Below are 12,783 nucleotides of genomic sequence, written 5' to 3' on the forward strand. Positions count from 1 at the left end.
CTGGGCTAGGCTTGCCCCAGAGCCTGCGCCGATCAACGGCTGCGTTCGGTACGCCCGCCGGAACGTGCCAGATACCCTGCACCGCTTTCACAGAGCAGCGCATCGCGTTGCACCGCCGGCAGGGCATCCAGACCACCGCGCAAGGCGTAAACGCTGTACCCCAGCTGCGAGAGCAGAAACACCGCGCCGCTACTGCGCTTGCCGCTGTCGCAGTAGCACAGGTAGGTGCGTGACCGGTCCAGCAGGCGCGCCTTCAGACGCAACAGCTGCAGCGGCATATGCAGCGCTTGCGGCGCATGCGCCTTTTCGTACTCTTCCAGCAGCCGCACATCCAGCCATTGCGCGCCCTGCGTCAGCAGCCTGGCGCCCTCACCCAGCGATACCTCAGCTACCACCGGCGCCTTGAGCAAGGCAAAGAAATCCTGACGATCCAGACGCAGCACACTACCGGCCTCGACCATGGTCACCGTGGCATTTCGCGGCCGATCGGCAAGCAGTGCCTCCTCGCCGAAGCAGGCGCCAACCTCCAGCTCCGCCAGCACCTGGTGCTCGCTACCAGCGCCCCGGATCACCTCGGCGCGGCCGCTTTCCAGGAAATAGCAGCAATCGCCAGTGGCACCCTCTTCGATAATCTGGCTGCCAGCCGCCAGTTCGACTTTCTGCAGGCGAGCGAGCATGTTCTGCACGTTGGCCGGCGGCACCTTGGCAAACAGAGGGTTTTCCAGCAGCCGCTCAAGCCACTCGACATCGGCACCACTCTGCTGCAGCGCCAGCAACAGGTCCTGATGCGCAAGGCGCCAGGTCAGCAGGCGATCGAGCGTGGCACTGTCGATCATCAACACGCTGACATCGCTCAAGGCACGGGCGTCATGCAATCTGGGCAGGCCGGGTGACAGGGGATGGCAACTGATCTCGCTGCCGGCCTGCACCTTCTGCGTCCTGCCCTCGGCATCCTGCAGCTGCAACTCGCCGGCCAGCAGATAGCAGGTCAGACGCGCCTGATCGCCCTGGCGAAACAGCAGTTGCCCGGCCAGCAGGGGCTGCGGCACCAACTGGCTACGCAACTCGCGCCACTGCTGCTCGGAGAGCGCGTTGAGCGGCGTCAGGCTGCGCAGTTGTTCGGGGGTAAGGGGTTCGCTCATGAGGATTTCCAGGCTCCGCTGGTCAGACCTGAGTGTAGTCGGCGCTGGCGCCCATCAACACCCGCCGCCCTTGCAAGCCGCCAGTATGAATGAATATCAGCCTACTGCCGCGCGCAAGTTGACCACTCTTGCAGAAATCGCGTAGCGCCATGAGCGCCTTGCCGGTATACACGGGATCCAGCGGTACACCGCTGGCCTGCTCGGTTTCCAGAATGAACTGGCGCAGTGGCTCGTCGAGGCGCGCAAAACCGCCGCGCGCGGCGTTAATCAGTTGGTAGCGACGCTCCGACGCCCCGGCCTCGTCCAGCAGCCCGGCGACCTGAGTGGCGACGCCGTGGTCGCTCGGTACGGCCTGCGCGCCGAACACGCTGCGCCGAACATCACCCAGCAGCACACCGGCCAGGGTGGTGCCGGTCCCCGTAGCCAGCCACCAGGCATCGAAATCAGACCAGCCGATATCTGCCAACTGCGCTTCGGCCATCGTCACCAGGCAGCTGCAACCTCTGGCGCCCTGAAGACCCAGACCGCCCTCGCCGACCGCCTGGAACCCCGGATAGCGGGCGAGCCAGGGCGCCCAGAAGTCCGGCTGATGGCGCGCACGGTAACCGCCGTAACCCAGCCAGTGCAGCGCCATGCCCATGCGCTGCAGATCATCGACGGTCGGGGTCTGGTGCGGTTCACCACGCAACAGACCGACGGTGGCGAAGCCGAAACGCCGGCCAGCCGCTGCCAGCGCATGCAAATGATTGGAGTGTGCACCACCCAGACTGATCATCCCCTGCGCTCCGGCCGCAGCGGCCTGTTCAAGATAGGGCGCGAGCTTGAACCACTTGTTGCCAGACACCAGTGGATCGACAAGATCCAGGCGCAGACAGGCGAGCTCGACGCCAGCGGCCTCGAGCCAGTCCAGTTGCAGAGGTTGTAGTGGCGCCTGAGGGCGCCAGGGGGGAATGCGTATGGGCAAAATCAGCCGACAGTTCGCAGACGGCTACTGGCCTTGTGCCGCGCGCAGCAGTTCGAATCACCCAAAGTGAAACGGCTGGGCGTATCGACGCGGTCGATGGGAATGGCGCAGCGCTCCCCACTGGGCAAGGATGCGTCGCAGCTGGGCTGCTGATAATGCGCCAACCAGTGACGATACTGCTCTTCGGAAACGAAGCATTTGCCAGCGGCGTAGGCCATGGGGTTGTCCTGATAGCGGGCGACATCCTGCAGGGGAATGGTCAGGTGCCCGGCGCCGGGATGGTACACCACGAACACCACGCCAAGCTTGGCCAGACGATCCAGCACCTGGTCACCGCCCTGACTGGCGAATGCATCGCGCTCACGCTTGAGGCGTTCGATTTCCGCTTGCAACTGGGCATCCAGCTCGTTGCGATAGGCCAGTTCGACGTCGCGTATGGCGATCTGTTCCTTGTACTCCGCCACGGCCGCAGCGACTTTGGCGCGCATTTCACCCTCGTACTGCGCACGCAGGATATCGCCCTCGGTACGACCGTGACGCTCGAGGGCACGCAGTTGTTGAGTCATGTCCTCACGGCTGCTCTGGAAGCTTTCGGCCTGGGCGGCCAGTTGCGCCTTGAGGTTGGCATTGAGCTCCTCCTGCTGGCGCAGCGCCTGATGCAACCCATGGATCTGCGCCTGCAGATGCTTGCTCTGCTCCTCGCTGGCCAGTTTGAACTTGGCCAGTTCCTCTTCATGCTGCTGGGTCAGGCTGGTGATACGCAGGCGCTGCTGCTGAATCAGCTGCGCGGTCTTGGCACGATGTTCATGATCCATCTTCTGCGCCAGTTGCTCGGCCACTTCCTTGGCCGGATCGGGCGCATACCATTTGTCTTCGGAAGCCACCTGCAAACGCTCGGTAACCACCGACTGGGCACTGTCGTCTTCGATCAAGAGCCCGAGTTGATTGCGTTTGACTGCATCGCGCAGCAATACCAGATCGTTTTGCCCCGGCGCCAGGCTGGGGTCCCACAGGTGCATCTGGTGCCAGGACACCGGGCACTGACTGCGACAAGCCAGACGAATCGGCCCGGCGCCGAGGTCCGGGCCGCGGCCAGCACGTTCGGCCAGGTGCTGCAGAGGAATGTTCCAACCCTTGTCGGGGCGACCGTCCTCGTCGAAATCCAGGAAGAAGAATACCGCCGCCCTGACCAGCAGGCGCGGGTTGATCACCACGAATACCGCGCGCATCTGTTCGTCAGCGAACTCGGGCATGTTCACCACACCATCGAGCAAGGCTTCGAACTCAGGGAACATCATCTGTTTGCAGATACCGCGTTCACTGAAGAACATCACGGCTTCCACCATCTGCGGCTTGTTCTGCATGCTCATTGAGGACCCTCTGGACCAACCGGGAATACGCGCGCGCATAGTCGCGTGCCGGAGCAGCGCATACTCCGGCACTGATATCGTCCTTGATATCTGAGGCAAGTCTAGGGGAAAACCCGACCACAGCAATGTGACTGGGTTGGCACTCACTCTGCGATCCAGGCCGAATAGACCACCGCTTAGCGCAAAAATGTGACAAGGCCGAAAAGTACGAAAGCGGCCAGCGACCCGATCCAGCGGGATGAGCCCTCGCCTGCCAAGCACGGCAAGACCGGCGGATTCTTGCTTTTTATCCCCACCACATAAGCGGATTTTCGCCTACTTCAGTCAGCATGATTGGATCCGCCCGCTCTAAACCGGTAGTCCGACAACCTGGCACGTCACCTGCTCTGAGACATGCAAGCCCACGTGCATGTCGCGTGGGCGGACTGATAAAAAAGACAAGAGGTCAGCCATGTTCCGTCATTACTTCACTGCCAACCCTCATCCCTCAATCCGCTTCGCGGGTGCCTCTCCCGGCACCAGAAAACTGCCTGCGCATCACTGACGCAGTCTTAGCCAAAAAATAACAATAACGGAGAATCCCCATGCACTTAGCCAAGCGCCTTGGCCTGCTTGCCGCTGCCGCGATTTTGGCCAATAGCCCCAACGCTCACGCCGATCCGACCTCGATCAACATCCTCACCGGCGGCACCAGCGGCGTTTACTACCCGCTGGGCATGAGCCTGTCCGACCTTTACAGCGAGCGCATCGCAGACTCGACCGCCAGCGTGCGGGCCACCAAGGCCTCGGTGGAGAACCTCAACCTGCTACAGATCGCCCGTGGCCAGTTGGCCTTCGCCCTGGGCGACTCCGTTGCCGATGCTTGGAAAGGCGATGAAGAAGCCGGCTTCAGAGCCCCGCGTGACCGCCTGCGCGCCATCGCCGGGATCTACCCGAACTACATCCAGATCGTCGCCAGCAAGGCATCGGGGATCACCAGCCTGGAAGATCTGCGCGGCAAACGTATTTCCGTCGGGGCGCCGCGCTCGGGCACCGAGCTCAACGCCAGGGCCATCTTCAAGGCTGCGGGTCTCAGCTACGCGGATATGGGCCACGTCGAATTCAAGCCCTACGCTGAATCGGTCGAGCTGATCGAGAAAGGCCAACTGGACGCCACCCTGCAGTCGGCCGGCCTGGGCATGGCGGCGATTCGCGACCTGGCCGAACGCGTGCCAATCACCTTCGTCGCCATTCCAGAGCAAGTGGTGTCACGTATCGGCAGCAGCGCCTATCAGTCAGGCACCATTCCTGCTGGCACTTACAAGGGCCAGGCCAACGACGTGACGACGGCGACCATCACCAACGTTCTGGTCAGCCAGACCAGCGTTTCCGACGCCGTGGCCTATCAAATGACCAAATTGCTCTTCGAGAACCTCGACAGACTGGCCGAAGCGCATCCAGCCGCCAGGGACATCAGACTGGAACGGGCGACCAGCGGCCTGCCGATTCCGCTGCATCCCGGCGCGGAGCGCTTCTATCGTGAGGTGGGCGTTCTCAAGTAGAGCGCCCCTCAGCCCTTGGCGGCTGCGAGAAAGGGCGCCAGGCGCTGCGCCATTTCCGCGCCGAGCGCCTGCAGCCCGCTCATCGGGCGCACCATCACCTCGAACTCGACGATTCGTCCCGAGTCGTCGAAGCGAATCATGTCGATGCCCTTCAATTCGCGCCCGCCTACCTTCGCGGAAAACTCCAGCACCACGCTGAGGCCGTCGGCAGTAGCCAGTTCGCGGTGATAGGCGAAATCCTCGAACACCTTGAGCACGGTATTGAGGATCAGATTGACCGCCTGCGCGCCCGGATACGGGGTGTGCGCCATGGGCGAACGGAATACGGCCTGAGGGTGCAGCAACTCGGGCAAGGCGCTCAGGTCCTTGGCGGCAACGAACTGGTGCCAGCGTTCGAGACTGGTCGCAGCGGCAGGGTGTAGCTGGGCATTGAGAGACATCGGCTTCTCCTTGTTATTGTCAGGCCAGATAGCAAACGCCCCGCACTGGGCGTAATGCTTTTCACTTAGGGCTGTACGCGTTTGGCTCCCCTCTCCCATTTATTGGGGGCACGCCTAGTGGAGAGGGGCTGGGGGAGAGGGCTGAAAACATCGCAAAACTGCCAGTTTTCCCCTCTCCGAACGCGGCCCGCCCTAACCCTGTCCCCAAAGGGGCGAGGGGACTGATCGCGCTCGACCGTTTATTGAGTGAACAGTATTACCCGCACTAAGCGGGGCGTTGCGTCGATCAGAGCTCAGCCGCCAGGCGCGAGCCCTGGTTGATCGCCCGCTTGGCATCGAGCTCGGCAGCGACATCCGCGCCGCCGACCAGATGCACGCGCTGACCGGCGCTCTCCAGGCCTTCCTGCAGCTCGCGCAGCGGGTCCTGACCGGCGCAGACGATCACGGTATCGACCGGCAGCACCTGCTGCTCGCCGCCGGCGATGCGGATATGCAGGCCGGCATCGTCGATCTGCACGTACTCGACGCTGTTGAGCATCTGCACGTTCTTGTTCTTCAGACCGGTGCGATGAATCCAGCCGGTGGTCTTGCCCAGGCCATCGCCGACCTTGGACTTCTTGCGCTGCAGCAGGAACACCTGGCGCGCCGCCGGATGCGGATGCGCCTCGACGCCCGCCACGCCACCACGCGCCTCAAGCGCGGTATCGATGCCCCACTCCTTCCAGAACTCATCACGGTCGAGGCTGGTGGCCTTGCCCTGGTGAGTGATGAATTCGGACACATCGAAACCGATACCGCCGGCACCGATCACCGCCACCTTCTGCCCGACCGGCTTGCGCTCGAGAATCGCGTCCAGGTAGCTGATCACCTTGGCATGCTCGATCCCCGGGATCTCCGGCGTACGCGGGGCGATACCGGTGGCCAGGATGATTTCGTCGAAGCCGCCCTTGAGCAGATCGTCCACCGACACACGGGTGTTCAGGCGCACGTCGACGCCGGTGGTTTCCAGCTTGCGCTTGAAGTAGCGCAGGGTCTCGAAGAACTCCTCCTTGCCCGGCACGCGCTTGGCCACGTTGAACTGCCCACCGATCTCGTTGGCCGAATCGAACAGGGTCACGCTGTGGCCGCGCTCGGCGGCGACGGTGGAAGCCGCCAGCCCGGCCGGGCCGGCACCGACCACGGCGATCTTCTTCACCGCGGCGGTGGGGATGTAGTTGAGCTCGGTCTCGTGGCAGGCGCGCGGGTTGACCAGGCAACTGGTCAGCTTGCCGCCGAAGGTGTGGTCCAGACAGGCCTGGTTGCAGCCGATGCAGGTGTTGATCTCATCCGCGCGGCCTTCTGCCGCCTTGTTGACGAAGTCCGGGTCAGCAAGGAACGGGCGCGCCATCGACACCATGTCGGCATCGCCCTCGGCCAGCACCTGCTCGGCGACTTCCGGGGTGTTGATGCGGTTGGTGGTGATCAGCGGGATCGACACCTCGCCCTTGAGCTTGGCGGTGACCTTGGTGAAAGCCGCACGCGGCACCTTGGTGGCGATGGTCGGGATACGCGCCTCGTGCCAGCCGATACCGGTGTTGATGATCGTCGCGCCAGCCTTTTCGATGGCCTTGGCCAGTAGCACGATTTCGTCCCAGGTGCTGCCGCCCTCGACCAGATCGAGCATCGACAGGCGGTAGATGATGATGAAGTTCGGCCCAACCGCCTCGCGCACGCGACGCACGATCTCCACCGGCAGGCGCATGCGGTTCTCGTAGCTGCCGCCCCAGCGGTCGGTGCGCTGGTTGGTGTGGGCGACCAGGAACTGATTGATGAAATAGCCTTCCGAACCCATGATCTCGACGCCGTCATAACCAGCCTGCTGGGCAAGCGCGGCGCAGTTGACGAAGTCCTGGATCTGCTTCTCGATGCCTTCCTCGTCCAGCTCGCGCGGCTTGAACGGGTTGATCGGTGCCTGGATGGCGCTCGGCGCCACGGACTTGGGGCTGTAGGCATAACGCCCGGCATGCAGGATCTGCATGCAGATCTTGCCGCCCGCCTCGTGCACGGCCTGGGTAACGATCTTGTGCTTCTCGGCCTCTTCCACCGTGCTCAGCTTGGCCGCGCCGGAATACACGCCGCCCTCCTCGTTCGGGCCGATGCCACCGGTGACCATCAGACCGACGCCGCCACGGGCGCGCTCGGCGAAGTAGGCCGCCATGCGCTCGAAGCCGCCCGGCTTCTCTTCCAGGCCAGTGTGCATGGAACCCATCAGCGTGCGGTTGCTCAGCGTGGTGAAGCCGAGGTCGAGCGGGGCCAGCAGGTGCGGGTAACGAGCAGTCATGGAATTCTCCACATCGCGGTGCAGTTCACGGATTGCCGCGGTCTCATGGTCACGCGGTCGGTTATGGAGCCAGACGATAAAGAGGCTGCCAGCCATGCTCAATGATCGAAACTAACAAGATAATGATCAAAACTAGCAATAGATCTTGGCAGCGCGGCTCGACCGACCTAACCTGCACCGCAATCAAACCGAAAAGAACCAATGCGCCTACTGATCACCCTCCTGCTCGCGCTCGCCCTGCTGACCGGTCTCGGCAGCTACGCCCACTGGCTCGCGCAGCGCCCCACCAGTCATTACCTGTCCGACCTGCGCAGCCAGGTTGCGCTCGATATCGGCCAACCCGGCCCGCGCGGCAATCTGCTGGGTATCCAGCCGGAACTGTTCGCCGCCGACTACCAGAGCCTCGCGCGCCTGCGCCTGAAGCTAGCCGCCTATCTGGACCACGCCCGCGACCTGGGCATGCTCAACGCACGCACCGTCGTCGTGCTGCCCGAACATATCGGCACCTGGCTGCTCGCCGTCGGCGAGAAGGAAGAGCTTTATCGTGCCGCCGAGCGCCGTCAGGCCATGCACTGGCTGGCGGCGAGCAATCCGCTGGACTTTCTCGGTGCGCTGTTCAGTGCTGCAGGCGACGCACGCCTGGACGACGCCATGTTGCGCACCAAGGCCAAGACCATGGCGCGTGACTACCAACAGCTGTTTGGCGATCTGGCCCGCGATTACCAGATCACCCTGGTTGCAGGCTCCATCGTTCTGCCCGAGCCCCGCGTGGAACGGGGTCACCTCGAAGTCGGCTGCGGCCCGCTTTACAACGTCAGCCTGGTATTCGATCGGGCCGGCAACCCGCAGGGCCAGCCACAACGCCACGCCTTCAGTGCCGGCGCACTCGCCACCGAGGCGCCAGACGCCCTGCAGGTACTGGAGACTCCGGCAGGCCGGCTTGGCGTACTGCTAGGCGGCACTCTCGACCAATTCCAGGCGAAGGCAATCGATGGCGAGGCAGTAGAGCTGCTGGCCATGCCCAGCGACCTGGATGGCCAGACGGACGACGTCGACTTCACCGAACAGTTGCAGGCCCACGGCATTCGTGCGGGAGTGAAAGTCCACCTGCGCGGCCGATTGTGGGAGCGTAGCGGTCAGCCCCAGGCAATGGTGTTCGATGCCGGACGCAGCGAACGAGCCGCCAGCGAGCGCGGCGCGCAACTGATCAATCTATGGCTATAAAAGCATCACGCGTTCGCCTCGGCGATCTCTCCGTCGGCTTCACTCAGGCGCTGGCCGACGCACTGCGCGAACAGGGTCAGCGCCCCGAACCCCTCTTCGAGCAATTTGGTCTGGATGCCGCACGCCTGAGCGAGCCGCGCGCACGCCTGTCGATTCCACGCTTCATGCGCCTTGGCCATAGCGCCATTGCCCTGTGCAACAATCCCGCGCTGGGGCTGGAAATGGGGCGGCACAGCCACCTCAGCCAGGTTGGCCTGGCCGGCATCTGCGCCGCGCAGGCGCCTGATCTGCGCGAAGCAGCACGCACCCTGACCCGCTTCGAGCCGCTTTACGCCGCCAACTATCGTGGTCGCTCGGACTTGCGCGAAGATGCCCGCGGCGCCTGGCTGCATTTCTATTCCATCAGTCCGTACAACGCCTACAACCGTTTCGTGGTGGATTCGGTGCTGGCCGGCTGGCAGACCAACCTGAGCCAGGTGGTCGACCGATCCATCACCCCGGAAAAGGTCGAGATCGAATTTCCTGCACCGGACTACGGCGAACGCTACGAAGCGCTGTTCGGCTGCCCCGTGGAGTTCAGCGCTGGCGCCAATCGCCTGCGCCTTAGCAGCGAAACCCTGGCCCTGCGCAACCCACAACATTGCCCTGGCACCTGGCGGCACCTACTGGAGCTGTGCGAACGCGAACTGGAGCAACTGACCCGCACACGCAGCCTGCGCGAACGGGTCATCCAACTGCTCGGCCCGCTATTGCACGGCCACGAGCCGGATCTGCAGGAAGTAGCGCGCAGCCTGCAGCTGCCGAGCTGGACACTGCGGCGCAAGCTGGCCGAGGAAGGCACGCAGTTTCGCACCATCCTCAACGACACCCGCCGCGACCTGGCCACTGCCTATATCCGCGATACCGAGCTGGCCTTCGGCGAGATCGCCTACCTGCTCGGCTTTGCCTCGGCCGAAGCCTTCCAGCGCGCCTTCAAACGCTGGCTCGGGCAAACGCCGGGCGACTACCGCCGCGCGCAGCGCAGAGCAAGCTGATCAAACAGCAACCTTGATCACCAAGCGTTCGCAACTTAGAATCCTTTTCATCCGCGTTTGCGGTCGCTTCTTACTCCTTTCATTCCGCGCCGGCCTTGCCGTGCGCGCCAACGACCCCGCGAACATGTCCAAGAAATCCCGCTCCAGACTCTGGTTTCTCGTCCACAGCTGGCTGGCCCTACCGGTCTGGTTCTTCCTGCTGATCATCTGTGTCACCGGCACCCTGGCAACGGTCAGCCAGGAGATCGTCTGGCTGGCCAACCCGGACGTGCGCGCCAGCAAGCCGTCCGATGATGCACAGCGCCTGAGCTTCGGCCAGGTACTGGAAGCGATCAATCGCGCCGAGCCGGAGCTGATCGTGCAATCCATCGGCCGCCCGGACGAAGATCACTTCGCCCTCACCGCGCGTGTCAGTTATCCCGACGGCAGCTCGCCGTTGCTGTACGTCAACCCTTACAGCGGCGCGATCCAGGGCGTCAGCCCGGAGTTCGACTTCCGCCAGTTCACCCGTGCCCTGCATGGCTGGTGGCTGGTGCCGTTCACCAACGGCTACAGCTGGGGCTGGTACCTGGTGTCGCTGATGGGTCTGCCGATGCTGCTGTCGCTGATCACCGGCCTGGTGGTCTACAAGAAGTTCTGGAAAGGCTTCTTCAGCCCACGCCTGCGCGTGGGCCAGGGTGCGCGCATCTTCTGGGGCGACTTCCACCGCCTCTCCGGCATCTGGTCGATCTGGTTCATCGCGGTCATTTCCATCACCGGCATCTGGTTCCTGATCCAGGCGATTCTCGGCGATACCCACGTGTCGATCTCCACCGAAGGCGTACCGCCGGTGGTGGCGCGCGAGGAAGTGCCGCTGGCGCCGAGCGCTGCCGAAGTGCCGCGCATCAGCCTGGACGCCGCCGTGCTCAAGGCCACAGACATCATCCCGGGCCTCGAGCCAAGTTTCGTCAGCCTGCCCGGCTATGCCTATGGCCATTATTCGGTCTGGGGCCGTGGCTGGTATCCGCTGATGTTCCAGTCCGCCTCGATCAACCCCTACAACGGCGACATCGACTCCACCCGCCTGCTCAGCGACCGCTCCGGTCTGGAGTTCGTCACCGAGTCCATGCGTCCGCTGCACACCGGCGACTTCGGTGGCCTGTGGGTCAAGTTGCTGTGGTTCGTCTTCGGCCTGCTGCTGAGCATGATGGTGCTCAGCGGCCTGCTGATCTGGACCAAGCGCACCGCCCAGGCCACGGTCGCTGCGGTTAAGCGGCCGGCACGCGCCGCCAAGCCGGTCCCGATCGTCGCCACCCGTGAAATCTCGGAGAGCCGCCCATGAGCAAGGCCGCAATCGCCCCTGCCCCGTCCGCTCTGGGCCGTTTTTGGTACAAGTGGCGCTTCCACATTAATGTGCTGCTGGTGCTGATCCCGCTGGGTTTCATGCCCAAGTACTTCCAGGATGTCGCGCTGTTCCGTGGCGACAGCGGCCTCGGCGAGCGTGAGTTCGGCGAAGTCCAGGTCGGCCCCTGGAGCCTGCGCCTGGCCGAATTCCGCAATCAGCCGCCGCAACTGGAAGGTCCGGCCGGCTATATGAAGAGTTTCAACGCCGCGCTGTGCCAGGCGTGCATCAGCCAGGTCAAGGTGGTCTACCTGCGCATCGGCAAGCCGCGCAGCCTGCGCGCTGCCGGGGGGCTGTTCTTCGGCAGCCCCTATCGCATGGGCACGAGCATTCCCATTCCGCCACGCACCAAGCCCGACGCCGAGTTGTGGATCACCGCCGAGGGCTGGGACGGCACAGTACATCAGGCATCCATCCCGCTGGCCGAGGCTTCGCCCGCCACCCTCGCCTGGCTGAAACAACAAGGAGACAAACCATGATCCAAAGTGCCCGCATCGGTCTGCTGATGCTCTGTACCGGCCTGTCCCCTCTGGCTCTCGCGCACAACCCGATCTGCGAATGCGAGGAGCACGGTACCGGCGAAATCGTCTGCACCGGCGGCTTCTCCGACGGCAGTGGCGCCCCCGGCGTGACCCTCGACGTGATCAGCTACGAAGAAGAGGTGCTGGTGCCCGGCAAACTCGGCGATGACTCCAGGCTCAGCTTCAAGCGCCCGGATGGCGAGTTCTACGTACTGTTCGACGCCGGCCCCGGCCACGTCGTGGAAATCGACCACACGGAAATCGCCAGCCAATGACCACCCAAGTGGTACGCCCGGCTGGCGCCGGGCATGAAAGCCTGTGGGTAGCCGTCCTCAGCCTGTCGATCATCCTGCTGGCCGCAACAGTCATCAGCCTGCGCAGCGAGAGTCACGAGGAAGAAAGCGTCGCCGCCCACCAGATCGATGCCCGCCGCGACCTCAACGCTGCCGAGCAAGGTATCCATACCGAATTGGTCGTAGCCCTCGACGAGATCCTGATGCTGCAGGACGAACTGCAGACCTTGCCCGAGCCGCAGCAACTGGCCGAAGAAGGCATTCCGCCCTTCACCAACGACTCCAGCACCGCCACCCGCGGCCACCATGTCTGGCAGCTGCTGCATGTCGGCGATGACTACGCCTACCAGGGTCTGAGCGGCGACAGCGCCGTCGCCGGCTCCTTTCTGTTGCTGGCAAGCCCAGCGGATGCCGACATCTGGCTCAACCGCTCCAGCGATGTCGTTGCCCCACAGAACCTGCATGCCGATGCCCTGATCGCCGCCGGCTGGCGCCAGGTCGCCAGCCAATACGACGCCGGCGTCACCCGCCAGCATCGCCACTGAATATCGGG

Annotated in this window: 12 protein-coding genes; 7 read left to right on the plus strand and 5 right to left on the minus strand. The window is 63.8% G+C overall.

Annotation, left to right across the window (positions count from 1 at the left end; all coding sequences use genetic code 11):
* Window positions 1–32: 32 nt before the first annotated feature.
* Genes INS93_RS19060 through INS93_RS19070 form a run of 3 tightly spaced genes read right to left on the minus strand, consistent with a single transcriptional unit; the run spans window position 33 to window position 3,476 of the window.
* Window positions 33–1,142 carry a cyclic nucleotide-binding domain-containing protein gene (locus tag INS93_RS19060; protein WP_192984893.1) on the minus strand — a complete coding sequence of 370 codons (1,110 nt, stop codon included), beginning with the start codon at window positions 1,140–1,142 and terminating at the stop codon, window positions 33–35.
* Window positions 1,143–1,164: 22 nt separating this feature from the next.
* On the minus strand, window positions 1,165–2,106 hold the full coding sequence (locus INS93_RS19065; protein WP_192984895.1) for a 1-aminocyclopropane-1-carboxylate deaminase/D-cysteine desulfhydrase: 942 nt from the start codon (window positions 2,104–2,106) through the stop codon (window positions 1,165–1,167).
* A gap of 2 nt (window positions 2,107–2,108) precedes the next feature.
* On the minus strand, window positions 2,109–3,476 hold the full coding sequence (locus INS93_RS19070) for a chromosome partitioning protein ParA (protein WP_160017512.1): 1,368 nt from the start codon (window positions 3,474–3,476) through the stop codon (window positions 2,109–2,111).
* A 584-nt stretch (window positions 3,477–4,060) separates the two neighbouring features.
* On the opposite strand from INS93_RS19070, the gene INS93_RS19075 reads away from it, so the two are divergent.
* Window positions 4,061–5,017, plus strand: a complete 957-nt coding sequence (locus INS93_RS19075) for a TAXI family TRAP transporter solute-binding subunit (protein ID WP_160017511.1) — start codon at window positions 4,061–4,063, stop codon at window positions 5,015–5,017.
* A gap of 8 nt (window positions 5,018–5,025) precedes the next feature.
* Here the strand turns inward: INS93_RS19075 and INS93_RS19080 are convergent, their stop codons facing one another.
* Both INS93_RS19080 and INS93_RS19085 read right to left on the minus strand, forming a co-directional pair.
* Window positions 5,026–5,457 carry a nuclear transport factor 2 family protein gene (locus INS93_RS19080; RefSeq protein WP_160017510.1) on the minus strand — a complete coding sequence of 144 codons (432 nt, stop codon included), beginning with the start codon at window positions 5,455–5,457 and terminating at the stop codon, window positions 5,026–5,028.
* Window positions 5,458–5,743: 286 nt separating this feature from the next.
* Complete coding sequence (locus tag INS93_RS19085; protein ID WP_192984898.1) at window positions 5,744–7,777, minus strand: NADPH-dependent 2,4-dienoyl-CoA reductase; 2,034 nt, start codon at window positions 7,775–7,777, stop codon at window positions 5,744–5,746.
* Window positions 7,778–7,978: 201 nt separating this feature from the next.
* Between INS93_RS19085 and INS93_RS19090 the strand changes: the two genes are divergently transcribed.
* The 6 genes from INS93_RS19090 (at window position 7,979) to INS93_RS19115 (ending at window position 12,775) form a co-directional block, all read left to right on the plus strand.
* Window positions 7,979–9,001: a carbon-nitrogen hydrolase family protein gene (locus tag INS93_RS19090; RefSeq protein ID WP_192984900.1), complete on the plus strand. Its 1,023-nt coding sequence runs from the start codon at window positions 7,979–7,981 to the stop codon at window positions 8,999–9,001.
* Entirely contained in the window at window positions 8,992–10,035 is a 1,044-nt protein-coding gene (locus INS93_RS19095; protein ID WP_192984902.1) for an AraC family transcriptional regulator, read from the plus strand. Before INS93_RS19090 ends, INS93_RS19095 begins: the two co-directional genes overlap by 10 nt.
* 124 nt (window positions 10,036–10,159) lie before the next feature.
* The gene (locus INS93_RS19100; protein WP_192984904.1) at window positions 10,160–11,356 is read left to right on the plus strand and encodes a PepSY-associated TM helix domain-containing protein; all 1,197 of its coding nucleotides are present in this window, start codon (window positions 10,160–10,162) and stop codon (window positions 11,354–11,356) included.
* Window positions 11,353–11,895 carry a thiamine pyrophosphate-binding protein gene (locus INS93_RS19105; RefSeq protein ID WP_192984906.1) on the plus strand — a complete coding sequence of 181 codons (543 nt, stop codon included), beginning with the start codon at window positions 11,353–11,355 and terminating at the stop codon, window positions 11,893–11,895. The genes INS93_RS19100 and INS93_RS19105 overlap by 4 nt, the downstream gene beginning before the upstream one ends.
* A complete protein-coding gene (locus INS93_RS19110) occupies window positions 11,892–12,212 on the plus strand; it encodes a hypothetical protein (protein ID WP_160017504.1) in 321 nt (106 codons plus the stop codon). Before INS93_RS19105 ends, INS93_RS19110 begins: the two co-directional genes overlap by 4 nt.
* The gene (locus INS93_RS19115; RefSeq protein WP_160017503.1) at window positions 12,209–12,775 is read left to right on the plus strand and encodes a DUF6162 family protein; all 567 of its coding nucleotides are present in this window, start codon (window positions 12,209–12,211) and stop codon (window positions 12,773–12,775) included. Before INS93_RS19110 ends, INS93_RS19115 begins: the two co-directional genes overlap by 4 nt.
* Window positions 12,776–12,783 lie beyond the last annotated feature (8 nt).

It is taken from the genome of Pseudomonas sp. EggHat1 (assembly GCF_014892995.1).
Lineage (GTDB): Bacteria > Pseudomonadota > Gammaproteobacteria > Pseudomonadales > Pseudomonadaceae > Aquipseudomonas > Aquipseudomonas chaetocerotis.

Excerpts from the sequence above, each read along its gene's own strand:
- INS93_RS19095 (WP_192984902.1), top strand. The coding sequence starts at position 8,992 with ATGGCTATAAAAGCATCACGCGTTCGCCTCGGCGATCTCTCCGTCGGC.
- INS93_RS19115 (WP_160017503.1), top strand. The coding sequence starts at position 12,209 with ATGACCACCCAAGTGGTACGCCCGGCTGGCGCCGGGCATGAAAGCCTG.
- INS93_RS19090 (WP_192984900.1), top strand. The coding sequence starts at position 7,979 with ATGCGCCTACTGATCACCCTCCTGCTCGCGCTCGCCCTGCTGACCGGT.
- INS93_RS19085 (WP_192984898.1), bottom strand. The coding sequence starts at position 7,777 with ATGACTGCTCGTTACCCGCACCTGCTGGCCCCGCTCGACCTCGGCTTC.
- INS93_RS19110 (WP_160017504.1), top strand. The coding sequence starts at position 11,892 with ATGATCCAAAGTGCCCGCATCGGTCTGCTGATGCTCTGTACCGGCCTG.
- INS93_RS19105 (WP_192984906.1), top strand. The coding sequence starts at position 11,353 with ATGAGCAAGGCCGCAATCGCCCCTGCCCCGTCCGCTCTGGGCCGTTTT.
- INS93_RS19080 (WP_160017510.1), bottom strand. The coding sequence starts at position 5,457 with ATGTCTCTCAATGCCCAGCTACACCCTGCCGCTGCGACCAGTCTCGAA.
- INS93_RS19100 (WP_192984904.1), top strand. The coding sequence starts at position 10,160 with ATGTCCAAGAAATCCCGCTCCAGACTCTGGTTTCTCGTCCACAGCTGG.
- INS93_RS19070 (WP_160017512.1), bottom strand. The coding sequence starts at position 3,476 with ATGAGCATGCAGAACAAGCCGCAGATGGTGGAAGCCGTGATGTTCTTC.
- INS93_RS19075 (WP_160017511.1), top strand. The coding sequence starts at position 4,061 with ATGCACTTAGCCAAGCGCCTTGGCCTGCTTGCCGCTGCCGCGATTTTG.
- INS93_RS19060 (WP_192984893.1), bottom strand. The coding sequence starts at position 1,142 with ATGAGCGAACCCCTTACCCCCGAACAACTGCGCAGCCTGACGCCGCTC.